Annotated in this window: 23 protein-coding genes; 11 read left to right on the top strand and 12 right to left on the bottom strand. The window is 41.9% G+C overall.

Translation table 11 applies throughout. The features are described from left to right. Positions 1-102 precede the first annotated feature (102 nt). The 8 genes from coaBC to WN50_RS22535 all read right to left on the bottom strand — a co-directional run bounded on the left by coaBC (position 103) and on the right by WN50_RS22535 (position 6,936). A complete protein-coding gene (gene coaBC, locus WN50_RS22570) occupies positions 103-1,365 on the bottom strand; it encodes a bifunctional phosphopantothenoylcysteine decarboxylase/phosphopantothenate--cysteine ligase CoaBC (protein ID WP_046277047.1) in 1,263 nt (420 codons plus the stop codon). A gap of 217 nt (positions 1,366-1,582) precedes the next feature. Further along, complete coding sequence (isiD, locus tag WN50_RS22565; RefSeq protein ID WP_046277048.1) at positions 1,583-1,795, bottom strand: protein IsiD; 213 nt, start codon at positions 1,793-1,795, stop codon at positions 1,583-1,585. A gap of 87 nt (positions 1,796-1,882) precedes the next feature. After that, entirely contained in the window at positions 1,883-2,503 is a 621-nt protein-coding gene (locus tag WN50_RS22560; protein ID WP_046277049.1) for an alpha/beta hydrolase, read from the bottom strand. 83 nt (positions 2,504-2,586) lie between these two features. Continuing rightward, a complete protein-coding gene (locus WN50_RS22555; RefSeq protein WP_046277050.1) occupies positions 2,587-3,330 on the bottom strand; it encodes a HEAT repeat domain-containing protein in 744 nt (247 codons plus the stop codon). Between the two features lie 54 nt (positions 3,331-3,384). Then, the gene (locus tag WN50_RS22550) at positions 3,385-3,906 is read right to left on the bottom strand and encodes a GNAT family N-acetyltransferase (protein WP_046277051.1); all 522 of its coding nucleotides are present in this window, start codon (positions 3,904-3,906) and stop codon (positions 3,385-3,387) included. Then, on the bottom strand, positions 3,899-4,078 hold the full coding sequence (locus WN50_RS22545; RefSeq protein ID WP_046277052.1) for a hypothetical protein: 180 nt from the start codon (positions 4,076-4,078) through the stop codon (positions 3,899-3,901). Before WN50_RS22545 ends, WN50_RS22550 begins: the two co-directional genes overlap by 8 nt. 62 nt (positions 4,079-4,140) lie before the next feature. Then, positions 4,141-5,958, bottom strand: a complete 1,818-nt coding sequence (locus WN50_RS22540; protein ID WP_046277053.1) for a sodium:solute symporter family protein — start codon at positions 5,956-5,958, stop codon at positions 4,141-4,143. 438 nt (positions 5,959-6,396) lie between these two features. Further along, positions 6,397-6,936: an ADP-ribosyltransferase gene (locus WN50_RS22535; RefSeq protein WP_046277054.1), complete on the bottom strand. Its 540-nt coding sequence runs from the start codon at positions 6,934-6,936 to the stop codon at positions 6,397-6,399. A gap of 506 nt (positions 6,937-7,442) precedes the next feature. Here WN50_RS22535 and gloA point away from each other — a divergent pair. Together gloA and WN50_RS22525 are read left to right on the top strand one after the other, a co-directional pair. Beyond that, the gene (gene gloA / locus WN50_RS22530; RefSeq protein ID WP_046277055.1) at positions 7,443-7,871 is read left to right on the top strand and encodes a lactoylglutathione lyase; all 429 of its coding nucleotides are present in this window, start codon (positions 7,443-7,445) and stop codon (positions 7,869-7,871) included. Between the two features lie 114 nt (positions 7,872-7,985). Then, positions 7,986-10,763 carry an ATP-dependent Clp protease ATP-binding subunit gene (locus WN50_RS22525; RefSeq protein ID WP_046277056.1) on the top strand — a complete coding sequence of 926 codons (2,778 nt, stop codon included), beginning with the start codon at positions 7,986-7,988 and terminating at the stop codon, positions 10,761-10,763. A 5-nt stretch (positions 10,764-10,768) separates the two neighbouring features. Here WN50_RS22525 and WN50_RS22520 read toward each other — a convergent pair whose 3' ends face one another. Next, positions 10,769-11,713 carry a glycosyltransferase family 2 protein gene (locus WN50_RS22520; RefSeq protein WP_046277057.1) on the bottom strand — a complete coding sequence of 315 codons (945 nt, stop codon included), beginning with the start codon at positions 11,711-11,713 and terminating at the stop codon, positions 10,769-10,771. Positions 11,714-11,883: 170 nt separating this feature from the next. Here WN50_RS22520 and hpsE point away from each other — a divergent pair, with 170 nt between their 5' ends. From hpsE to WN50_RS22505, 3 genes are read left to right on the top strand one after another with little or no spacing between them, the layout of a single operon-like run. Continuing rightward, on the top strand, positions 11,884-12,834 hold the full coding sequence (gene hpsE / locus WN50_RS22515) for a hormogonium polysaccharide biosynthesis glycosyltransferase HpsE (RefSeq protein WP_046277058.1): 951 nt from the start codon (positions 11,884-11,886) through the stop codon (positions 12,832-12,834). A 30-nt stretch (positions 12,835-12,864) separates the two neighbouring features. Beyond that, positions 12,865-13,917: a glycosyltransferase gene (locus WN50_RS22510; protein WP_046277059.1), complete on the top strand. Its 1,053-nt coding sequence runs from the start codon at positions 12,865-12,867 to the stop codon at positions 13,915-13,917. An 11-nt stretch (positions 13,918-13,928) separates the two neighbouring features. Then, positions 13,929-14,882 carry a glycosyltransferase family 2 protein gene (locus WN50_RS22505; RefSeq protein WP_049560811.1) on the top strand — a complete coding sequence of 318 codons (954 nt, stop codon included), beginning with the start codon at positions 13,929-13,931 and terminating at the stop codon, positions 14,880-14,882. Between the two features lie 2 nt (positions 14,883-14,884). Here the strand turns inward: WN50_RS22505 and WN50_RS22500 are convergent, their stop codons facing one another. Further along, the gene (locus WN50_RS22500; RefSeq protein WP_046277060.1) at positions 14,885-15,871 is read right to left on the bottom strand and encodes a glycosyltransferase; all 987 of its coding nucleotides are present in this window, start codon (positions 15,869-15,871) and stop codon (positions 14,885-14,887) included. A gap of 25 nt (positions 15,872-15,896) precedes the next feature. Next, the gene (locus tag WN50_RS22495; RefSeq protein ID WP_046277061.1) at positions 15,897-17,063 is read right to left on the bottom strand and encodes a glycosyltransferase; all 1,167 of its coding nucleotides are present in this window, start codon (positions 17,061-17,063) and stop codon (positions 15,897-15,899) included. A 75-nt stretch (positions 17,064-17,138) separates the two neighbouring features. Between WN50_RS22495 and WN50_RS22490 the strand changes: the two genes are divergently transcribed. From WN50_RS22490 to WN50_RS22475, 4 genes are all read left to right on the top strand, one after another. After that, complete coding sequence (locus tag WN50_RS22490) at positions 17,139-18,086, top strand: sulfotransferase family protein (protein WP_046277064.1); 948 nt, start codon at positions 17,139-17,141, stop codon at positions 18,084-18,086. Positions 18,087-18,212: 126 nt separating this feature from the next. After that, positions 18,213-20,171 (top strand): molecular chaperone HtpG, encoded by a 1,959-nt coding sequence (gene htpG, locus WN50_RS22485; protein WP_046277062.1) that lies wholly within the window; start codon positions 18,213-18,215, stop codon positions 20,169-20,171. A gap of 250 nt (positions 20,172-20,421) precedes the next feature. Continuing rightward, entirely contained in the window at positions 20,422-20,658 is a 237-nt protein-coding gene (gene rpmB / locus WN50_RS22480; RefSeq protein ID WP_046279534.1) for a 50S ribosomal protein L28, read from the top strand. Positions 20,659-20,987: 329 nt separating this feature from the next. Beyond that, on the top strand, positions 20,988-21,590 hold the full coding sequence (locus WN50_RS22475; protein ID WP_046279535.1) for a glutathione S-transferase family protein: 603 nt from the start codon (positions 20,988-20,990) through the stop codon (positions 21,588-21,590). 4 nt (positions 21,591-21,594) lie between these two features. Here the strand turns inward: WN50_RS22475 and WN50_RS22470 are convergent, their stop codons facing one another. Beyond that, positions 21,595-22,608, bottom strand: coding sequence for a DMT family transporter (locus tag WN50_RS22470; protein WP_046279536.1), 1,014 nt, complete (start codon positions 22,606-22,608; stop codon positions 21,595-21,597). Between the two features lie 236 nt (positions 22,609-22,844). Between WN50_RS22470 and WN50_RS22465 the strand changes: the two genes are divergently transcribed. Together WN50_RS22465 and acsF are read left to right on the top strand one after the other, a co-directional pair. Then, a complete protein-coding gene (locus WN50_RS22465) occupies positions 22,845-23,567 on the top strand; it encodes a glycerophosphodiester phosphodiesterase (RefSeq protein ID WP_046279537.1) in 723 nt (240 codons plus the stop codon). Positions 23,568-23,817: 250 nt separating this feature from the next. Beyond that, positions 23,818-24,894, top strand: a complete 1,077-nt coding sequence (gene acsF / locus WN50_RS22460) for a magnesium-protoporphyrin IX monomethyl ester (oxidative) cyclase (protein WP_046279538.1) — start codon at positions 23,818-23,820, stop codon at positions 24,892-24,894. The last annotated feature ends 78 nt before the right edge of the window (positions 24,895-24,972 follow it).

Raw genomic sequence — 24,972 nt, 5'->3', positions numbered from 1 at the left:
TTCGCGCCTTCTTCTGACTCCGGGGGGGTTTTATTTAACTTTTTTCTAGAAAAACATAAATTAAGTCGGAACCCGCCCCTACAAAACTGATTACTGTTCCCTCTATTTTTTACCCATTTCGATAAAATCAAATAAATGATGAGCCAATTTTAACTTACTACATCCCCCAATATCTATCTGCTTTCCTGCCCGATTAATTAATGTCGCTATATTCGTATCACTGCCAAACCCCGCATTAGCTTGATCAACCGGATTTGCAACAATAATATCTAAATTCTTCGCTTCTAATTTTCGCAAGGCAGGCGTTAAAATATCCCCCGTTTGTGCCGCAAATCCCACTAAAAATTGAGGGGGTTGCTTTATTTTACCCAATTCTGCTAAAATGTCTGTACATTGCTTTAATGGGAGAACTGTGGGTAAATCCTGTTTAGCAAGCTTCTCCTCGTGGTATTCCCCAGGCTGAACATCCCCCACAGCCGCCACCATCACGGTAATATCCGCTTCGGGGAAACGCTGCAACATCGCTTGATACATCTGTTCAGCGCTCGTCACACTGACTAATTCTACATCCGGCAACTGGGCGACTAACTCCGTATTCATCGGCGCGTGTACCAACGTTACCGTCGCCCCTCGATGAACTGCCGCTTCAGCAACCGCCAACCCCATTTTACCCGTTGAAGGGTTGCCAATAAACCTCACCGGATCTAGATGTTCTCGGGTGCCTCCTGCACTCACTAACACCCGCTTTCCGAGTAAATCGCGTTTTCCCCCAGTATGCAGCAACGACTCAAGATGAGCGAGAATTTGCTTCGGTTCCGCCATGCGTCCTGAGCCAATTTCCCAGCCTTCGCTTTCATTTAAAGGAAGATCACAAGCCAATATCCCAGAAGCCGGACTAATACCGTGAAAACGCTGATCGCTGAGAACCTGTTGCCAATTGTGCTGAACAATATTCTGCTTCCACATCTGACGGTTCATCGCCGGAACCAACAACACCGGACAACTCGATGCCAAGAGTGTATTTGTTAATAGATTATCCGCCATTCCTGTGGCAATTTTTGCTAACGTATTTGCCGTTAAAGGCGCAATCACCAATAATTCCGCCCATTCTCCTAACTGAATATGTAGCGGACGCCCATGAGTCGGTTGCCAAAAATCTGCATCGGTGTAGGCTTGATGACGAGAAAGCGTTGCTAAAGTTAAAGGCGTAATAAATTGTTGGGCTGAGTCGGTTAAAATCGCTCGAACTTCCGCTCCCGCTTTCGCCAAAGTAGAAATCACCTCACAAATTTTATAAGCCGCAATTCCCCCACTCACTGCGATTAAAATTCGTTTTTCAAACAGAGAAGGTAAAATAGGTTTCATCTTCTATCTTAAAAACATAAAAGCTAAAATACTTATAGAAGTTTAGAAGTTCAGGAGTTCCGAATTCCGTTTTAACTTTTAACTTTTAACTTTTGACTTCTGCCTTCTTGCTTCTGCAAGATTGCCTATTCCCTCTTGCCTTCTTCAATTAAAATAGGGTTACAGCCCATGCTGTGAACCCCGTATTAATCCCATTGCAGATCATCTTGAAAGATGATTACGCCTCGTCGTATGTCTCCATATCGAGTAGATAGAGATAAGGTTCAGCTAACTCTGGACGCTGAAATGCGATCGCTCGTAGCAAATGCCAATCATTGAGCCCATCAAATGGATTACCATAGTCATCAGTTTCCAAACGTGCAGCCAACTCTGCAACATCTTCCACAGTCAGAGTGGAAATTTGGGGTGAGGATCGAGTCAACGTTTCCATCTGTAGCCACCTCCGGTAAATCGCATTTGCTTTGAGCCTTTGTGTGGGTAAATCTCACATCAGACTCCCTTTTTATAGTGTAAGGTTTTAAGCCGATTTCGACATCACCTCCACAACAAAACTTCGTATTAAACTTAAAACTTCCGGACGAATTTCGTGAGCCATATCGAATTCGTGATACTGTATATCTGCTCCGAGTTCCTGAAAACGATCTCTAGCTCTGATAGCAGCAGTCAACGGCACAACTCGATCCAGGCGACCATGTACAATTAACATCGGAGGGAAAGAACCACTCACAGGTTCCGGTGAAAAATGCAGATAGCCACTCAACACAATTAATCCCGCCAAGCCTAACTCTCGCCCCACATCCATCGTCATCGCCCCCCCTTGCGAAAAACCGCCTAAAATTGTCCGACTCGCAGGAATACCTGTGGTGGCTTCTAGGGAGGTTAACCAGTCGATCAGGGTTTGGCGACTTTGATCGAGTCCTTTGTATTCCTGGGTTTCTAGGCTATACCAAGCCCGTCCAAGCGGAACTTGTGGATGGGGAAAGGGTGCGTCGGGGAAGATAAACTGATATTGGGTTAGTCTCAGCAAAGGCGTTAACGAAGCTAAATCTTCTGCATTCGCACCCCAACCATGCAGAAATACAATTAAACCTTCGGGGTTGTTGGTTTCCGCAGAAATCGTAATGGTATTTAAGTTCATGAATATTGATTGATTACACTCTAGGCGTTCACGCTATATTGTTCCTGGTTTTACTCAAATTGGCAAAGCGAGTGATTAGAAAACTACAATAAACCGTCCCGTTGTAACTCCTCAATAATCTGTAACCCACGCGGATCACCGACTCGCAATAACGAAGATTTTGCATCTTCTCGCACGCCCATATCTTGATCTTCTTCTAAGGCTTCAATTAAGCCATCGATCGCCCCTGCATAGACGACATTAGAAGGCATTTCTCGACACAACTGACCTAACGCCCAAGCACAATTACTGCGAACCGCCGCCACTTCATCCCGGATCAGTCCTTCAATTACAGGTGGAACTGCCCGCACGACAACATCATACCCGACTTTTGCCATTTGACCCAAAGAACTAGCGGCCCACAACCGCACCGCCGGAATATCGGTTTTTAACGCATCCACCAACGGAATTAAAGCCCGTTGATCCTGACAATTTCCCAACGCCCAAACAACCCCTTTGCGAACATAACCATTCCAGTCTTGTTCAAGTTGTTTGATCAACGGTTCTACTGCTTCTGGACTGGGGTTTCGTCCCAAGGCATAAGCTGCACTGACTCGAATTAAGGGACAGGCTTCTGCCAACAAATCAATTAACGGCTTAACAGCCCGCCTGTCTTGAATCTCACAAAATGCCCGTGCTGCAATCATTCGGCGTTGCGGTTCCGGTGATTCGAGTAACGGCAACATCTCCTCTGGATCGGGTTGGGGAGTTTCTGATGTCTCCAGATGATCCAGTGGGCTTTCCCATGCTTGCGGGCTATGAATTACACTTAACTCATCATCCTCCATAGCATTAATTTACAGCATCAGGGTGACATCTTAGCAGGCGATCGCAGATTTGTTTCATGTTTCGAGATTGGATAAGGACTTATACATAGAAATGGACTGAGTTTGATAGCCAAGTTTCTGATAAAGATTCAGTGCAGGTTGATTGTGGGAGAAAACTTGCAAGCTAATCTGCTGATCACCTCGTTGTTTTGCCCAGTTTTCTGCATGATTCATCAAAGCTGAACCTATCCTACGACGTCGGTGGTCAGGATGAACATACAGTAGAAAAATATGAGCAATGCGTTCACCCTGTAACTGATCAATGGCATTTCCCATCCATAAACAAGCAATCGGAGAAATCGGTTGTAAAGGGGGAAAAGGACTGTTTGTTTCCAGAGAATATTCTTCGCCTGCAACTTCTACCCACCACAGAGGCGTTTGATTGCTAAAATACTGCTCAATGGTATCCGCTAAATGGCTAAAGTTGCGCTCTGGATGAAGTTCTCGATAGGTGCGGTTCATAAACTTCAACAGCAACGCCCGATCCAAACGAGAACCCAAACGTAATCGATAACCCGGAATTGACCAATCAGACACGAATATTACTGAGAAAAACTTGAGCTTGTTCACCCGTCGGACTGACTTCTCCAATGGGTGCAGGTGCAGCTAGATCCCCGGGTAAAAAAATACGCGCACTCACCGCAACCAGAGCCAATAGAAAAATTAAAACGACAATCAAGGGTGCAATATATTGACGAAAAATAGCCATAGGATTTTCAACTTCAGCTAGAAAATTCCAATCTAATTGTAATCTATTTTGTGTCTAGATTTCTACTGATAATCTTCGAGATCTTCGTCATCGAGTCCTGGCCTGGGCATGGGTAACACTCGGCTTTTACTCAATTGACGCAAAGCCACGCCGCCCCCAACCGTCAAAATGAGACAAACCCAACCGAACGTTTCTTGCAACAACAAAAAACCACCAACCGTCAATAAGGCTCCTAATAATAATACAATAGCCGCGATCGCTTTTTGTAAATCCCGCCCCAAATCTTGAACCGGAGTTAACCCGGTTTTCAGGCGTTGTTGTTTCCATCCCGGCCCACCGGGTCTGACAAGCCGATAAAATGTTTCTAAAGTTTCTTCTGATTCCGGTGAAGTCAACAGCAAAACCGTCACCCACAAAACAGTTACACAAGCGGTAATAAACATAATCCGCAAGCCAAAATCTTCGATCTTAAAAATGGGGACTAAACTCGTCGCCATTCCTACAAAAAAACTGGCTACAATTGCGGTTAATTCTGCTGCTGCATTAATTCGCCACCAAAACCACCGTAACATTAAAATTAATCCCGAACCCGTACCTATCGCAATCACCAACCGAAAAACCGTCGCAACATCCGTTGCTAAAAATGCCGCACCTGCCCCCAAAGCGGTGACTAAAACTGAAGACAACCTCCCCATGAAAACCAGTTGAGTTTGAGAGGCATCAGGTTTAATAAAACGTAGATAAAGGTCATTCGTAATAAAAGAAGCCCCCCAATTAATCGAAGTTGAAACCGTACTCATAAACGCCGCTAACAACGAAGCCACAACTAACCCTAAAATTCCCGGTGGCAGAAAATCCAGCATTAATTGGGGATAACCTAACTCTTTATCTTCTAAATTTGGATAAAGAACAATTGAAGCTAAGGCGACCAAAATCCAAGGCCAAGTTCTAATCACATAGTTCATAATATTAAACGTCCAGGCGGCTTTTTCGGCTTCTGCTTCCGTTTTTGCTGCTGCAAATCGTTGGACAAATTCACCGCCCCCATCACTGCGTCGCCATGACCACCATTGAATAAAAATATAAGCAAAAAAGGTACTTGCTGAAATTCCGGCTGTTTTGCTAAAGGCGAGAAATCCATTTTCACCGCCCACCGAAATCGGAAGTAAAGATAATATATCTTTGTCTGGAGAAGCGAGGGGAACTTTTATGACCAACTCCTGAATTCCGCCCACACTATTAACGGCAAAAAAGGCAACAATAATCGCACCCAATAAGGCTAGAAAAAACTGAAAGAAATCTGTGGTTACAACGCCCCAAAGACCCGCTAAACCAGCATAAAATAAAACAAAAATACTGACTCCAATTACACTTAAAAGTTTCAGATTAGTTTCTGTTGCGTCAATCCCCAAAGCTTGCCAAATATTTAATGCTTCTACGACTTTTACCATCGCTAACATGGCGTAACCAATGGCAATGCAATTAATCGGAACTGCAAAAATAAATGCTTTTACACCCCGTAAAATTGCCCCCATTTTACCACCATAACGTATTTCGGTTAATTCGGCATCGGTGAGAACTTCTGAACGTCGCCACATCCGGGCGAAAACGTACACCATAATGACGTGAGAAATGCCAAACGTCCACCATTCCCAGTTTCCTGCAATGCCTCGGTTGGCGACAATTCCAGTAATATAGAGAGGCGTATCAATTGAAAACGTTGTCGCCGCCATACTAATTCCGGCTAACCACCAGGGAAGCGATCGCCCGGAAACGAAAAAATCAGCGAGGCTTTTGGAACCTTTACGAGACAAATACAACCCCATCGCCATTGTTACGATGAGATACAGCAAGACAATTAACCAGTCAATCAGTTGCATGAAACCGGGCGCATGGTAAGATGAATCTAAGTCTTTCAGTTTACCCCTGAAAGTCCCTTTTGTAAAAGCTTTTCTGCTGAAAATTTTAAAGCCTACAGAAAGTATTATTTTTATCGGGTCTATTTTTTGAAGAAAAACTACTAAGACACAAGGACACAAAGAGCGAGCCTTTGTGTCGGAGAAGTGAATTTTTAAATTTAATCAAATGTTAGAATGTTTTGAAGAAAAACCACTAAGACACAAGGACACAAAGAGCGAGCCTTTGTGTCGGAGAAGTGAATTTTTAAATTTAATCAAATGTTAGAATGTGTCGAGGTGTGGTTTGACCATTGATTGAATAAACTGTAGGGGCGGGTTCAACAAAGATCTATGTCTCTCATAAAGAACCTGAATAAACCCGCCCTCAGAGGCTGAACCCCGATCACTAAGTTGATGATTTTAAACTTCCTGAAGGTCAATATAATTAATTTTACCCGGTTCAATTTTGTCAGGAAGATTAACGACTTTGTATCGAGTTCCTTTGGGAACTAAAACTTCACATTCAGCATACATAGCGGAAAAATTACAAATAGCCACACCCGAACGATTCCCTTTAACTCTCAGTACAACTGAATAGCAAGAACCTGAATAATTTTCAGCAACATTCAGACTAAACGTAAAGCTAGCCATCGCTTCTAAAGTATAACCTTCAGGCTGCTGGATCTTTTCTAGAAAAGTTTTAATCGACTTTTCAGTGAATGACATTCCTCGATAAATCTCACCCTGATAGCCTGACATTTTATTCATAAAAGTGTTGAGAAGTTCTATTCTCGCGTCTTTTATTCCTTGTTCTTCAGCGCGTCGAATTTTGCGATAATCTCCCGTTGTAAAATCACTAATCGCATTAAAAATTTTTTCGACTACAGGGGTATCAATTCCGGTTAAGCGAGTGACATCTTCTGGTGTCAAGGGTTCCAACGTTGATGTAAGTTTATTCATAGCCCAGCAAAAAAAATTTATAAACCTTAGAAGGGTGAAGTGGGAACTTTTCGTCTCACAGGTATAAGCTTGGCGGTGCTTCTTGACTCAAACTGAAATGAATTCCGGGGGGACAGTCAAGCTTCAAACCGGATGTACAGGCTTGCATCTCGGTTTTTTGTAGTCCCTATTACAATTTAAGCACCCTTTTCTGAAATTGCTAGGATAGAGTTACAGAAATTAAAATGAACCTATGATAAACTGAGTAACCCCCAAAAATACGGATATTCCCCCAAGCCCATCTTTAAAAGTTTTCCGGGGTTTATACCACAAAACCGCAAAAATTTCAAGAACTTGTTCGTTAAACAAAGTAACAAACCGTGAAGCGATAGCAGATAACTATTGGTGGAAATATCCTGGAAATCGATGTCAGGTCAACGCATTTTTCAGCCCAATCTCGGCCTAAGTAGCGAACATCCTTTTAAAATAAACAATGAGGGTACACTAACAAGAGGTCAACATCAGCAATGAGACTGTTACATACAATGCTGCGAGTCGGCAACCTAGAAGAATCTAAGAAGTTTTATTGTGATATTCTCGGAATGAAGCTCCTACGCCAGAAAGATTATCCGGGAGGAGAATTCACCCTAGCCTTCGTCGGTTATGGAGAGGAAGCCGATCAGGCTGTTATTGAGTTAACCTACAATTGGGGCGTAGATCATTACGAGATCGGGGATGGATACGGCCACATTGCTCTCGGAGTAGACGATATCTACACCACTTGTGAGCAAATTAAAGCATCAGGTGCTAAAGTAACCCGTGAACCCGGCCCGATGAAACATGGTTCTACCGTGATTGCCTTCGTACAAGATCCCGATGGCTATAAAATAGAACTAATTCAACTCGGTACCCAAGGAAGCAGCAGCGAGAAAGAAACCGCAACTGCTGCAAGTTAATCAAAAAACGTAGAAGTAGGAGAACGAACAGCAGCACACCTTAGAACAAGATTTTCCTGCTTCTACCCTAAAAGTGTCCGCTCAAATTCCCAACCCAAAATCTGAAACCGCAAGATGCAACCGACTGATGAGAGCAAATTTACAGAGAAAGCCTGGGACGCTATCGTTAAGTCCCAGGAAGTGGCTCGTCGTTTTTACAATCAGAATCTCGAAGTTGAACACTTAATTATTGCTCTACTCGAACAAAATGGACTCGCTACAACTATCCTGCTAAGGGCGGGAATAGACCCCGATAGTTTAACTCAACAACTCGAAGCCTACACCAAGCGTCAGCCCCGAGTCGGTAAAATCGATGATCTCTATCTGGGGCGTGGGTTAGATGTATTGCTAGATGTCGCCGAACAAACGCGACAAAGCTGGCAAGATGAATTTATCTCCATCGAACATATTTTACTGGCTTTTTCTGACGATGAACGGCTTGGGCGGCGTCTTCTCGGTGGCGGTGGACAACAACAGCAACAATCGACTCGCCCCGGACGCCCCGGCATGGAACAACGCTCATCATCCGCCCGTCCTCCCTCCGTCTCGGTTCGTAAAAAGCTAGAAGACGCCATCAAAGCCACTCGCGGCAGCGCAAAAGTAGAAACTCAGAACCCCGAAACGGGGTATGATGCCCTCAAACGCTACGGACGTGATCTCACCGAACAAGCCAAAGCGGGAAAACTTGACCCAGTTATTGGTCGAGATGAAGAAATTCGCCGAGTCGTAAGCTGTCTATCCCGTCGGACGAAAAATAATCCCGTGTTAATTGGAGAACCGGGTGTCGGGAAAACAGCGATCGCAGAAGGACTCGCCCAACGCATCGTTAATGGAGATGTCCCGGAATCTCTGAAAAACCGTCAACTGATCTCCCTCGATATGGGCAGTTTAATCGCTGGGGCCAAATATCGAGGCGAATTTGAAGAACGGTTACGGTCTGTTTTGCGAGAAGTCACCCACTCAGACGGTCAAGTTGTCCTGTTTATCGATGAACTCCATACTGTTGTCGGTGCAGGCGGTGGCGGCAGTACCGGAGGCTCAGGGATGGATGCTGGAAACTTACTCAAACCGATGTTAGCCCGGGGCGAATTGCGCTGTATTGGGGCAACCACCCTCGATGAATACCGCAAACATATCGAAAAAGACGCCGCTTTAGAACGACGCTTTCAACAAGTTTATGTTGATCAGCCTTCTCCCGAAGATACGATTTCCATTTTACGCGGACTCAAAGATCGCTACGAACGTCATCACGGCGTTAAAATTACTGATTCGGCTTTAGTCGCGGCGGCGGTGCTTTCCAGTCGTTATATTAGCGATCGCTTTTTACCGGATAAAGCCATTGATTTAGTCGATGAAGCTGCCGCTCAATTGAAAATGGAAATTACTTCCAAACCCGTAGATTTAGAACAAATAGATCGGCGGGTGATGCAGTTAGAAATGGAGAAACTTTCTATTGAAGGCGAAAGCGGTATTAGCAATGGAGATTCTAAAACAGATCTGGCGGTGAGTGTGCGCTTAGAACGCATTAAACAAGAAATTGAAGCCTTGAAACTCAAGCAAGAAAAATTATCCTCGCAATGGAAGTCGGAAAAAGAGTTACTCGATGGTATTAATACCCTCAAAGAAGAAGAAGAAAAACTGCGCGTTCAAATCGAACAAGCCGAACGAGATTATGATTTGAATAAAGCCGCACAGTTAAAATATGGCAGATTAGAAGCGGTTCATCGGGAACGGGAAGCCAAAGAAGCGGAACTGCTGAAATTACAGTCCCAAGGTTCAACTCTGTTGCGAGAACAAGTCACCGAAGCCGATATTGCTGCAATTGTGGCTAAATGGACGGGAATTCCGGTTAATCGTTTGTTAGAGTCAGAACGTCAAAAACTCCTGCAACTCGAAAGCCATCTGCATCAACGAGTCATCGGACAACAGGAAGCCGTAGCTGCCGTAGCTGCCGCCATACGCCGTGCTAGAGCCGGAATGAAAGATCCCTCTCGACCTATCGGTTCATTCCTGTTTATGGGGCCGACAGGGGTCGGAAAAACTGAATTAGCGAGAGCCTTGGCAGAGTTTTTGTTTGATAGCGAAGATGCCTTGATTCGGATTGATATGTCCGAATATATGGAAAAACACGCCGTTTCTCGGTTAGTGGGGGCGCCTCCGGGATATATTGGCTACGATGAAGGCGGCCAACTTTCTGAAGCCGTGCGCCGTCATCCCTATTCTGTGATTCTGTTTGATGAGGTGGAAAAAGCCCATCCTGATGTGTTTAATATCCTCTTACAAGTGTTAGATGATGGTCGAATTACGGACTCGCAAGGACGGAAAATAGATTTCCGAAATACGGTGATTGTAATGACGAGTAATATTGGCGGGGAGTATATTTTAGATGTCGCGGGTGATGATACTCGTTATGAGGAAATGCACCGTCGGGTGATGGGGGCTTTGCGATCGCATTTTCGCCCCGAATTTCTCAATCGACTTGATGAAACGATTCTATTCCATGCTTTAAATAAGTCAGAATTGCGTCATATTGTGGCGATACAAGTGAAGCGATTAATGCGCTTATTAGTCGATCAAAAAATTAGTTTGGTGTTGTCGCCAGAGGCGATGAATTATGTTGCTGAAGTCGGTTATGATCCGGTTTATGGGGCTAGACCGTTAAAACGAGCGATTCAACGGGAGTTAGAAAATCCGATTGCAAATTTGTTGTTAGAACAGAAGTTTATGCCGGGAGATACGATTTGTGTTGATCGTTCAGAAGAGGGTTTATCTTTTAGTAGTAAACCCCCCGTTTTAGAAAAACCCTCTTCTCCCGTAACCGCTATTACCACAATCGCTAAACTCGAAAACTAAATTTTTTATGGGGTGGTCAGTTTAAATTTTTGCAGTAATTTTAGAGATTGAGGTAAAACAATCAGAGCAATACTTTTGAACAAGAGAATCAAAATTAACTTTAATTGTTCCCAGAGTTGAGGTTCATACCAAGTATAAATTCCAATCAATCGCAAACCTTTCCAACCGTTGAGGCGAGAGGGAGCCTGTTCTAAGATTCTGCACGCCAGATACTTGTAAACAAGGGCTAAACTTTTTCGTTTTAACGGTTGGAGGTTTTTCGGTGCTTGAGAAAAAGCCTTGTTTAAAACCTTGACGACTTGTTGTTCTTGACGAGTAATATTGGCAGAGATCGAGTTATCGCGAATCCGATAAAGTATCTGTACTTTCGGAACATTTACGAATAGATAACGAGCCGCTAAACGCAAGTATAAATCCCAATCTTGTCCACCCGTTAAAGACTCATCAAAACCGCCTACGGTGTTGAGAGCATCACGACGAATTAACGGGTTTGAACCACTTTCGATAAAGTTATAAAGAAGCATTGCAGCATAGGCTTCTCCATTAACTGTCCTGTGTCTTCCGGCTTGTCGCCAGGAACCCGCCTCATCTATAAAATCTGTCCAACTGTAAGCGACTGCGGCTTCAAGATGGGTTTGGAGGGCGTTGAGTTGGGCTTCTAGTTTATCGGGAGTCCACAAATCATCCGCATCTAAAAAGGCAATATATTCTCCAGAAGCTTGTTTGAGTCCTCGGTTACGAGTAGCGGCTGCCCCCGCGTGGGAACTAGAAACAACTTGGATACGTGGATCGCCGTACTGAGATATGATCTTGAGCGTATCATCCGTTGAACCATCATCAACAATAATCAGTTCAAAATCTGAAAAAGTTTGAGCAAGAACAGAGTCTATCGTTGCTTGAATTGTCGTTGCACCGTTATAGACGGGAATAATGATAGAGATTTGTGGCATCTTGAAATCTGCATCCCTATTAAACTGTTTATCAGTATAAAAGTGTAAATGCCGAATCACCCCAAAAGTATCAGCAAGAAGACAGAATTGAGTTATAGTGGGAGTGCGGCTCGATCAAGGGCTAATACTACTGAAAGCGGATCACTTCAAACCCTGACAAACAAGCGGTTATGCTGGATTTTACAATCGCAATCCCAACATACAACGGCGCTAAACGTTTACCCCAGGTACTCGACAAGTTGCGATCGCAAACCGATGTTGAGCAGATTTCCTGGGAAGTGATTGTTGTTGATAATAATAGCACCGATAACACGGCGGAAATTGTTCAACAATATCAACAAAATTGGTTATTAAACGTTCCGTTACGCTATTGTTTTGAACCCCAACAAGGTGCTGCTTTTGCCCGAAAACGAGGGATTAAAGAGTCTGTTGCCCCTCTGACTGGGTTCTTAGATGATGATAATATACCTGCCTTAAATTGGGTAGCTGCGGCTTGCAAATTTGCCCACGAACACCCCAAAGCAGGAGCCTATGGCAGTCAAATTCACGGAGATTTTGAAGTCGAACCGCCTGCAAATTTTGAGCGGATTCAAGCCTTTTTAGCGATTACCGAACGAGGTTCAGAACCCCTTTTCTACAACCCAAAAGTTAAGTTATTACCGCCTTCAGCCGGATTAGTTGTTCGTCGAGAAGTTTGGCTTTCCAGTGTACCGGATCAGTGCATTTTGAGTGGTCGAGTTCCGGGGAGTATGTTAACGGGTGAAGACTTAGAAGTTTTATCTTATATTCAACAATCGGGATGGGAAATTTGGTATAATCCGCAAATGCAGATCAATCATCAAATTCCTCGCCATCGTTTGGAACGAGAGTATTTAATTCCATTTATGCGAGGAATTGGTTTAAGTCGTTATGTGACTCGTATGGTTGGGGTTAAGCCCGGAATTAGACCGATTTTATCCTTAGCTTATATGATTAACGATCTGCGAAAAATCGCATTACATTTAATCAAGCATGGTCAAGTTGTTAAAACCGATTTAGTAGCGGCTTGTGAGATGGAACTTTTTATCAGTAGTTTGAAAAGTCCTTTTTATTTATGGAAAAAGGGGTATTTAACTCGTTAGTCTTTACTGTTAATTTTCAGCTCTATCAAAATGAAAGTTATTGCATGGCCAGCCTTTAAAACAAAATACAAAAATCCCTACAATTGGCTACTGTACAATCATCTCAGTCAGCAGGGATCAGAGGTCACGGAATTTTCATTTAAAACAATATTACAACAAAATTATAATATTTTTCATCTTCACTGGCCTGTGGAAACAATTGTTCGTCATCCTAATTTATTAGTCGCTTGGACTAGAGCCAGATTAATGCTAGCGTTAATTGATTGGGTACGATACAGAGGAACTCGCATAGTCTGGACAATTCACGATCAAAAACCTCACTTACTTTTACATCCTAAATTAGCAAGCTGGTTTGAGTCTGAATTTATTAAGAGAGTTGATGGAGCTATTAATTTATGTCAGTCTAGTCAAGCTTTAACAAACGAATTATTTCCGAGGTTACAACATTGCCCAAATACGATTATTCCTCATGGTCACTATCGAGAAGTTTATCCCAATAATATTAGTAAAACTCAAGCAAGAGAAAGTTTAAATATTCCTGAAAATCATCGAACTTTGATGTTTTTAGGCTATATTGACCGTTATAAAAATGTTACGCAACTGATTCAAGTTTTTCGAGAATTAAATCCCCAAAACTGGACGCTTGTTATTGCGGGGAAACCGGAGATTTCTGAATTAGCTGAAGAGGTGATTCAAACTGCGGCAAACGCTCAAAATCTTAAATTAGACTTAAAGTTTATCCCCGATCAACAGGTACAAATTTATCTGAACGCTGCGGATTTAGTTGTTTTACCCTTTCAACAAATTTTAAATTCTGGTAGTGCAATTTTAGCACTATCTTTTGATTGTCCTGTATTACTTCCCAAGCAAGGCGCACTGGCGGAACTACAAACTCAAGTCGGGGTAGACTGGGTAAAACTTTACGAGGGAGAATTCACCACAACTGTACTTCAGAACGGTTTAAACTGGGTGATAGAAACAGTCCGTTCACAACAAGCACCCCTAGACGCATTAGACTGGCTTAAACTGAGTCAACAAACCCTTAATTTCTATGAAGAAGTCATTACTCATTCAACTCGCTAACATTTTTACCTATGCCGTATACTCCAGATTATTCTGAACATTATCCTTTAATTTCAGTAGCGATTTGTACTCATAATCGTGCTGAACGTTTACAACTGGCTTTAGAAGCCCTCAAAAAGCAATCATTGCCTCAAGACGTTTTTGAAGTCTTAGTTGTTGATAATCTTTCAAAAGATAATACAAAACAAATCTGCCATCAATATTCTCAAGACTTTATTCATTTTTACTATATTTATGAACCCATTTTAGGGCTTTCCAAAGCGAGAAACACGGCGTTAAAAGCAGCAAAAGGGGATTATATCGCATATCTTGATGATGATGCTATTCCTTGTGTTATTTGGTTAGAAGCGATTTTAGAAACATTTAAAACCGTTGAACCTATACCCGTTTGTGTTGGGGGTCCGATTTACGGACTCTGGGAAATTCCCACTTTCAATTGGGTTGAAGAATATTCAGATATTGCTTCCTATTTTACAACATTAGATTATGGTTCTAATCCTTGTTGGTTTCCGCTTCAACGTTTTCCTTATGGTGCAAATATGACCTATCGACGAGACGCTTTATCCCAGGTTGGTGGGTTTTGTGAACAACTCGGAAGAAAGGGTGAAAGTCTACTGTCTCAAGAAGAATTACTGCTGAATTTAGCATTAGAACAGAAAGGCGAAAAATTCTACTATCATCCTAAAGCCTCTGTTCAACATTGGATTTCTCAAGAGCGAATAAACTTAAATTGGTTACTCCGAAGAAGTTATTGGCAAGGACGTTCAGAAGCAATTTCTGAACAACATTTAGGGAAATCTATAAAACAGCAACGCCAAGAAAGTGTAGTCAAACTTCTCAATTTTAGACGAATCATTGCTCAAATATTACCCAATCAACAAAGGAGAATTGTCACTCGTTCACGAATGTGGCGGAGTTGGGGGTATTTCTATCAAGTTTGGTTGAGAAAAACATCAGAAAAATAAATTTACTCTGGGTTGACTTTCATATATCCTAAAAGTGTGACAGTATCAAGAATTTGCGGATATTTTTTCAGCAATTTTTCTGTTTGTTGGTCAGGAAGAATCAGAATAGTTGCTATTTTTAATATAACCTTTAAACTAACTTTCTGGGTTAATAACTTGGGGTCAAATTGAACCGCATTTTTTAAAAAACGCATTGCTGTTAAACTTCGTTGTCGATTGGGTTGACCTTCTAACGCTTTAACGGTAAGATATTTATAAACATTTGCCAAACTTTGTTGTTTGAGAGGTTGCAAAGATTGAGGTGCTTGTTGAAATGCTCGTTCAATCACTCGTAAAGCTGATGATTCCATTTTCAAGATATTGGAGGACATAGAATTGGGATAAACTCGATAGAGAATTTGAGCTTTTGGTACAGCAACAAAGGGATAACAAGCCGCTAAACGCAGATATAAATCCCAATCTTCTGCGGGAGGGAGAGTTTCTTCAAAGCCTCCAACTTCTATTAAAGCTTGTCGTCGAATTAAAGGATTAGAACCATTTTCTAAGAAATTTGTGACTAATAGATGGGGATAAACATTTCCTGTTAAATTGAGTTGAGAACCTCGACGAATGATGTTACTTTTTTCATCAATATAATGAGTCCAACTATAAGCAACCGCCGCAGTTGGATGGTCTTTTAAAGCTAAAAACTGAGCTTCTAGTTTATCTGATGTCCAGAGATCATCCGCATCTAAAAAAGCGATCAATTCTCCTTTTGACTGTTGAATTCCTCGATTTCTGCTAGCTGCTTGACCTGAATTGGGGTAGGAATCAACTTGAATTCGATTATCTTGAATAGCTTCTAATCTTTCTAGCGTTTTATCTTGAGAACCATCATTAATTACAATAATTTCAAAATCTTGAAAAGTTTGATTTAAAACTGACAAGATGGTTTCTTGAATCGTTTTTTCTGCGTTGTAGACTGGAATAATAACTGAAATAAAAACCATATTTTTTGATTGATTGGTAGTTATTTTAATGAGCTTTAGTCAGAACTTGATCATAAATTTTTTCTAGTTTTTTATTATTTTCTTGTAAATTAAAGATTTTCTCAACCCTCTGACGGGCTGTATTTGCTAGCTGTTGCCTCAACTGCCTATTTTGAGCTAAACTGAGAATCTGTTCCGCTAGAGTTTTCCAATCTTTTTCTGGAAATAACAGTCCTGTTTCTCCGTGAATAATCGCTTCAGGAATTCCTGCATGAATTGAACCAATGACAGGTAAGTTCATCGCCTGTGCTTCTAATATGGTAATTGGTAAACCTTCACAAGTGTCTTTAGAATCTGTAAAACTAGCCGAACAAAATAACATCGATTGATTCATCCAATCTTTAACAACTTTTGAGGGCTGTACCCCTAAAAAACGATATCGTTTTAGAAGGCTTGCGGCTTGTTTTTCTAACGTCTGACGTTCTTCTCCATCGCCAATAATCACCAATTCTATATCCGGTAAAATAGATTGAACTTCCGCCATCGCTTGAATCAAATATTGACACCCTTTATACTCCACTAACCGCCCCACAAATAAAACAATTGGCTGACGAATAACACTCGGATCAGGGGATAATTTTTCGATATCCACCCCAATATATTGAACCCTTAATTTATCCGCCGGACACCCCCTTAAAATTGCCTTATAACGAACAAATTCAGATACAGCAATGCAACAATGAGCGGTTTTAAATAATCGTTGTTGCAGCCCTCGATACATCTGAGGAAACGGGTTTCCTCCATAGAGTTTAATTAAATCTTCTTTCGTTTTATTACTAGCAGTTACATCATGTCCGTGACAGGTTACAATTAGAGGAATATTCAGCTTTGAAACTAAAGGCAGTGTCCAAATAGCATCGGTCGCAAAATGAGCATGAATTAAACAAGGGGAGAGTGTTTTTAACGTTTTAATCCAATCTTGATAACCCCAACCAGTTAACAGAAATAAAATTTTTCGTTTTAAAGTCAGTTTAGCCCTCTCACTTAAAATCAAGGTTCTCTCAGCCGGAAGGGGATATTTTTTTCCAGGAAAGCGATAATTTCCGATATAAAAACCTGTATACTGGGAATAGCTTTCTACTTGAGCCGGAATAAACGTTTCTGAGTACGGGAGTAAAGAATCTCTATAAATCAAAACATTTTTTTGGGTCATAAATTCAGTTTAATAAACGGTTCAACAAAAAAAATTAAACAGAAAACAAGATCCTTGAATCAGGAGAAACAACAGATGACACAATCACCTATTTTTATTGTCGGATGTGATCGCTCTGGAACGACACTTCTCAGATTAATGTTGATTCAGAGTCCAATCCTTCATATTCCCCAAGAGTCAATGTTCATCTACCTCCTCAAAAAAAATCCTGAGATTTACGGTGATTTTACACAATCTTATCAACGTTGGTTTTTTATTCGAGATCTACAAACCAATCCAGCGACTCCCGAATCAGTGACTTTTCCAATTTTTAACCTCACTTTGGAAGAAGCAGAAACAGCACTAGCCAAAATCGCACCGACTAACATTGCTCAAGCAATTTCTACTCTATTTGTAGCATCCGCTAAAAAATTTGGCAAACAACGTTGGGGTGATAAAACGCCTCGCCATGTTAAGCATATCTCACCCCTTGCAGCAGCATTTCCTGATGCAAAATTTGTTCACATTATTCGAGATGGTCGAGATGTAGCGATGAGCATTCGTAAAGTTCGCTGGGTTAATAATATGATTGAAGCAGGTCAATATTGGTGCGATCGCGTCCAAGCAGGAAGATTAGCCGCAGCAACCTTACCAGAACATCGATACACTGAAATCTATTATGAATCCTTGGTGCTAGAACCAGAGAAAACGTTACAACATTTGTGTCGCTGGCTAGACCTTGAATACACCCCTCAAATGTTGAAATACTATCAAGATGCCAATCAAAATATATCTCAAGAACACTCGGGTTTATTTGAACTCATTTCTAAACCCGTTGAACCCTCTCGTGTACAAGCCTGGAAGCGATCGCTTTCTCCTGAAGAAATTGCTGATTTTGAAAGTGTTGCAGGTGATTTGCTCGTCAAATTAGGCTACGAACTCAGTGGTGCTAAAATCCCTTTACAAATTCAAGCCATTCGTCAACTTCGACGAAATATTGAGCCGCTAACCTACAAAATTCGTAGAACGTTGAAGAAATTTTAATAACTTTGATTCCCAACATACGGAAATCCGAATCCTTCTTGGGGGTGATCCCATTCACAAAAAGGGATAGCGATCGCACACAATAGTCCCAGAATACCGTATTTATGAACGTTAGCCGTAAAACCTATGACCGTACTTGAACAGGGAACGATCACCATCCACACCGAGAATATCTTCCCGATCATCAAAAAATCCCTTTACACCGATCACGAAGTATTCTTTCGGGAGTTAGTCTCTAACGGCGTTGACGCCATTTCCAAACTCAAAACCATCGCCCGATCTGGGGAATATTCCGGCGAAACAGGTGAACCCGAAATTATCGTCGAAGTTGACAAAGATAGCAAAACCCTTTCCATCACCGATAACGGGATTGGGTTAACTGCTGATGAAATCAAAAAATACATCAACCAAGTCGCCTTCTCCAGCGCCGAAGAATTCATCCAGAAATATCAATCTAACGCAGAGAACGCCATTATCGGACATTTCGGCTTAGGCTTTTATTCGTCCTTCATGGTTGCCAAACAAGTCGAAATCGATACCCTATCTTACCAAGACGGAGCGCAAGCCGTTCACTGGACTTGTGATGGTTCACCGCAATTTAAACTCGAAGACTCCAACCGTACCCAACGCGGTACCACCATCACCCTCACCTTGATGGATGATGAACTCGAATATCTCGAAGCCAGTCGCATTCGTCAATTGGTGAAAACCTATTGCGACTTTATGCCTGTCTCCATCAAAATGGACGGGGAAACCCTCAACCGTCAGAAAGCGCCCTGGAGAGAGTCACCCAGCAACCTCACAGACGATGATTATCTCGATCTCTACCGTTATCTCTATCCCTTCCAAGAAGATCCTCTCCTATGGGTTCATCTGAATACCGATTATCCTTTCATTGTGAATGGTATTCTCTATTTCCCCAAACTCAAGCCCGATGTTGATGTGACGCAGGGGAATATTAAACTCTTTTGTAACCAAGTTTTTGTCAGCGATCACTGCGAAGAAATTATCCCGAAATTCTTGTTACCCTTGCGCGGGGTGATTGATAGCACTGATATTCCTCTGAATATTTCTCGGAGTGCTTTACAAACCAATCGCACAGTGCGGAAAATCGCCGATTATGTGGCGAAAAAAGTGGGCGATCGCTTAAAAGAACTTTATCGCGATGATCGCAAAGAATACATCCGGTGTTGGCAAGATATCGGTACTTTCGTTAAATTTGGTTCTCTTAACGACGAGAAATTTAAAAAGCAAGTTGAAGATATTCTCGTCTTCCGTACAACCTACAAACCCGAACCGACTGACAGCCAAAAACCAGAAGACGCTGATGATGCTTGGGAATCTTCAGAGAATATTGCTGGTAGTTTCGATCAACAAGGAAACTATTACACCACTTTACAAGAATACCTGGAACGCAACAAAGAACGCCATGAAAATCGCGTTTTTTACTGCACAGAAGAAGCTGCCCAAGCGACTTATATCGAACTGCACAAGAGTCAAGGCTTAGAAGTGTTGTTCTTGGATTCTTTCATTGATACACACTTTATTAGTTTCCTGGAACGAGAACACAGCGATGTTAAATTCCTGCGGGTAGACTCAGAAATTAATGAGGAATTGATCGATAAAGACAGCAGTAAAACTGAAATTGTCGATCCGAAAACCAATAAAACTCGCAGCGAACAAATTAAAGAACTGTTTGAGAAATCCCTTAATAAACCGCGTCTCAATATTCGCACCGAAGCCTTGAAATCAGAAGACACTCCCCCGGCGATGGTGTTACTTCCAGAAGCGATGCGACGGTTACAGGATATGACAGCATTATTCCAGCAACAAAAAGCTGAATTTCCCGAAGATCATGTTCTGATGATTAATACGTCTCATCCTTTAATTCAAAATCTCGCAAACTTGAGTCAAGGAAGTATAGAAGGAACTGAATCTCCTTCGGCGGAATTGGCAAAAATGATTTGTTATCATGTTTATGATTTGGCATTAATGGCACAAAAAGGCTTTGATGCAAACGCCATGAAATCCTTTGTAGAACGTTCAAATCAGGTGTTGACTGAGTTAACTCAACGGGCGGTTTAATTAACCTCACCCCCACCCCCTCTCCTACCTCTCCCTAACCCTCTCGACCTCTCCCTACCCTCTCCTACCTCTCCCTAACCCTCTCCTACGAGGAGAGGGAAAAGGTGTCCCTGGCGGGACTATTTATTAATCGCGAGGGGAGTAACAACAGGGGAGGTGGGTGACGGTTAGTGAGAGATTTCGCTGTTCGGCGGATGAGGCAATATAATGAAGGTTTGGACTGTAAATGAAGTGTTAATTTGGAGGTATTATGTCTCGTAGATGCCAGATCACCGGGAAAAAAGCGAATAATGGGATGGCGGTTTCTCACTCTCACCGTCGTACTCACAAGTTACAACAGGTGAATTTGCAGTGGAAACGGATATGGTGGCCCCAGGGGAACCGTTGGGTGAGACTGAAACTTTCGACTAAGGCGATTAAAACCCTCGAAATCAAGGGTATTCACGCAATGGCAAAAGAAGCAGGGCTTGATCTCAATAAGTTTTAACTAAATATCGCGCCGGAGTCCCACTCCAAAAACGAGCGCGTTGGGGTTGGGATGAATTGTGATCAAATAATCCTGTTGGCACAGAACACAAAAACGCGAAAACCAAGCGTAGAAAAATTTAGCCTGGGTCAGACGGGTGTCTGCCTGTGGACGCTGTGTAAGACCCATTTGTATCCGTACAAAAAGGCAACGGCGGATGAAGCACCGAAGCCTACACCATAAGCGAATAGCGTTGGTGATAGGTACTTCACTCTTGAGTCGCTCGATTTGAGGACATGGCGATCGCTTTGAGGTAAGATGATAGCGATCGCCTATCTTTTCTATGAGTGATGTTGCGATTATACGAGTATCCACCTTCGGGAAATTGTTATAAAATTCGTCTGTTGTTAACACAGTTGGGAATTCCGTTTGAACGAATTTATGTTGATATTGTTCAACGAGAAAGTCGAACCCCAGAATTTTTGAGTAAAAATCCAAATGGACGAGTTCCGCTTTTAGAATTAGAACCGGGAAAGTTCTTACCGGAATCTAATGCTGTTTTATATTATTTGAGTCAAGAAACGCCATTTTTCCCAACCGATCAGTTTGAACAAGCGCAGGTGATGCAATGGATGTTTTTTGAACAATACAGCCATGAACCTTATATTGCAACTTCTCGTTATTGGATTTCAATTTTAGGAAAAGCAGAGGAGTATAAACAAGTTTTAGAACAAAAACAACCGCTTGGTTATGCTGCGTTAGGGGTGATGGAAGAACAGTTAAAAAATTCTCCTTTTTTTGTGGGAAATTGCTACACCATTGCTGATATTTGTTTATTTGCTTATACTCATGTTGCGGATGAAGGCGGATTTGATTTAACTCGTTTTCCAGCGATTTTAGCTTGGATCAATCGGGTGAAAGAGCAACCCAATTATCTGAGTATTACTGAATAGTCGTTTAAACGCCTTTGTATCCAACTGTGCGATCACCTTCTGCGGCTGATTGGTTGAATTGAGATTGAACTTTAGAAGACCCAATTTGATTGAGAATAATCCCTAAAATAATCACACTTCCGCCAAGATATTGGGCAGTTGTTGGGACTTCACCTAAAATTAAATAAGAGGCTAAAACCCCAGCCAGGGGAGCAAAAGAATTTGCTAAAGAAATCTCAGATGTACTAGACTTTTTTAATCCCGAAAACCAACAAAATTGACCGCCAACGACAATTACAGCGCTATAAAGTAACATCCATTGCCACACAAAAGGAGAAAATACATCCATAAAGTGACTAAAACCAAAGAGCGAGACAACAATAATAAAAAAGATAATTGTACTTAAAAAATTTCGATAAAGATTGAAAAAACCCAGTGAAATATTACGAAGACTGACTTTACTAATAATCGTTCCAACTCCACTTGAAACTGCACCCATCGCAACCATGAATTCCCCGATTCCAATTTGAAATCCTGCCATATTCATCATTTCTCGATTGGGGTCAGGGAGAAATACGGTTAATCCCACACCAATAAAAGAAACAATTGCACCGATAATCACCCAACGGTTGACTCGTTCATTCAGCAAAAAAATAGATAAAGCCAGAACTAAAGGCGGTTCAATTTGACTAATTAAAATCACATTATTAACCATTGTTCGTTCTAGAGCAGAAAAGAATAAAGCCGGAGCTAAAGCACCCTCTAACACCGCTACACTGGTTAATGCTAACCAATCTTTTCTCGAGATTTGTTTAATGCGTTCAAAATTAAATTCTTGATAATACAGCAATAAAAAAATCAGAAAAGCCCAAATATTGCCAACAAACAGAAGATTACAAAAAGAGATGGGATTTCTACCGTCAATTAAATTTTCTGCTCCCAATTCAGTTAACTGACGAGTCAGGGCGTTGGCGGCACCAAAAATCGTAACACCGAGTAAAAGATAGGCACGTCCGGGAATTCGCTGAATTAAATTCATTACCTATAGAGGTTGACATCAGAGCCAGATTAGCATAAATAGTCGAACCTAATTCAAGTCTAGGGAAAAAAGAGAGAAACGGGTAGGGGGGTAATTTATGAATTACTCCTACAAGACTGGTAACTGTTAAATGAATGGATTGATTCAATTTCAGGTAAACTAGATTTTGTCGTTGTTTAACTCTCTCAAAAAGATCGTTAATCGGTCAGAGTGGAGGGTGAAGGAGCAGGAGTATCTTGGATTTAGAAATTGTTGCTCATCGGGGTTTTTCGGCTATGGCTCCAGAGAACACGTTAGCGGCGTTTAGTGCGGCGATAGAAGGGGGAGCGAATTCGATAGAATTTGATTTACAATTATCAGCCGATGGTGTACCCGTAATCTTTCACGATGAAACCTTAGATCGAATTACGGGAACTTCTGGTAAAGTTAGGGAGAAATCCTTAAATGAGTTAAAACAACTGAATGCGGGAGGCTGGTTTGCGGAACAGTTTGTTGGGGAAAATATACCCACGCTAGCGTCAGCGTTAGAGATTTTTAAAAGAGTGCCAAATTTTCTCTATTTTGATGTTAAACCTCATTGTCAATGGTCAGAAACAGAGGTTGAAGGGTTAATTCAACAGGTGAAAGAGGCGGGAATTGTTGAAAAGTGTATTATGACGGCGTTTAATGAGGACTTTTTAGATCAAGTTCGCTCTTGTTGTCCTGAGATGAAATTGGGATATTTTCTCACAGAAGCATCGGATTATCCGCAACAACTGCATAAAGCAGCCACAGCCGGAAATGCGATTTTAAGCAGTTTATTGGATGTGGTGTTAGAAAATCCTCACTTTGTTGAGGAAAGTCGTACTCAGGGGGTAGATTGGGTGGTGTGGACTGTTGACCGTCCCGAACATTTTCAACAGTTAATCGATTTGGGCGTCAAGCGAATTATTACCAATTCGTTGATCGGTTGGACATGATGGCTGTATCCTTTGCTGAATCGGGCAAGTGAGCGCTTCTAGGCTTCTGAAATCCTCAGTGTATCAACTGTTGTTGCAATTCTTAACGCAGCAGATGTCTTTTGGGGGTAAGAGGTTGGTAGACTGAAATTCATACATTCAACGTTTTTGCTCCCGGCATTGGTTTGTTCGTGGGGGTGACACTCCAAAGCTTAGTGCCTAACAACCTCTGCACCTCAAACCAGCAATCATCTAAGATCACAGAAACACTATGGTAGATTCTCTAAAAAAACCAGCTTTTGATGAAATACGGCCGGGAGTTAAAGTTCCCGCCAAAGAAACCATTCTTACTCCTCGATTCTACACGACAGACTTTGATGAGATGGCGCAGATGGACATCTCAGTGAATGAGGATGAACTGCGAGCTATCTTAGAAGAGTTCCGGGTGGACTACAACCGTCATCACTTTGTCCGGGATGCCGAATTTGAACAATCCTGGGATCATATTGATGGGGAAACTCGTCGCCTGTTTGTGGAATTTTTGGAGCGTTCCTGTACGGCTGAATTTTCCGGTTTCCTACTCTACAAAGAGTTAAGCCGTCGCCTCAAAGACAAAAGCCCGCTTTTAGCCGAATGCTTCCAACTGATGTCCCGAGATGAAGCTCGTCATGCGGGATTCCTCAATAAAGCGATGTCTGATTTTAACTTATCGCTAGATTTGGGATTTTTAACGAAGAGCCGCAAATACACCTTCTTTAAACCCAAATTCATTTTCTACGCGACTTACCTCTCTGAGAAAATTGGGTATTGGCGTTATATCACTATTTATCGCCACTTAGAAGCTCATCCCGAAGATCGCATTTATCCGATTTTCCGCTTCTTTGAAAGCTGGTGCCAAGATGAGAACCGTCATGGTGATTTCTTCGATGCCATGATGAAATCTCAGCCGCAAATCCTGAATGATTGGAAGGCGAAGCTGTGGTGTCGTTTCTTCTTGCTGTCAGTATTTGCCACCATGTACTTAAACGATGTCCAGCGTTATGGTTTCTATGCAGCCATTGGCTTGGATGCGCGGGAATATGACAAGTATGTGATTCTCAAAACGAACGAAACTTCGGCTCGTGTCTTCCCAATCATCTTGGATGTGGAAAGTCCTGAGTTCTACGAACGGTTGGAAGTTTGCGTCAAAAACAACGAGAAATTAACGGAAATTGTTAATTCCAATACGCCTAAGTTCTTCCAGTTGTTCCAAAAACTACCCTATTACCTCTCTAGTGGTTGGCAGTTGATCAAACTGTACTTCATGAAGCCTATTGATGTTCAGGCTCTAGAAGGCACGGTACGTTAAAGCTGACGTTTGAACTTTCGACTAGAATAAATAAATACTAGGCTCTGTGTTAAAAGCAGAGCCTCTTTTTTTTAACTG

The organism is Limnoraphis robusta CS-951 (assembly GCF_000972705.2).
Note: the sequence above shows the minus strand (reverse complement) of the source record. Positions and strands in the feature narration are given on the sequence as shown.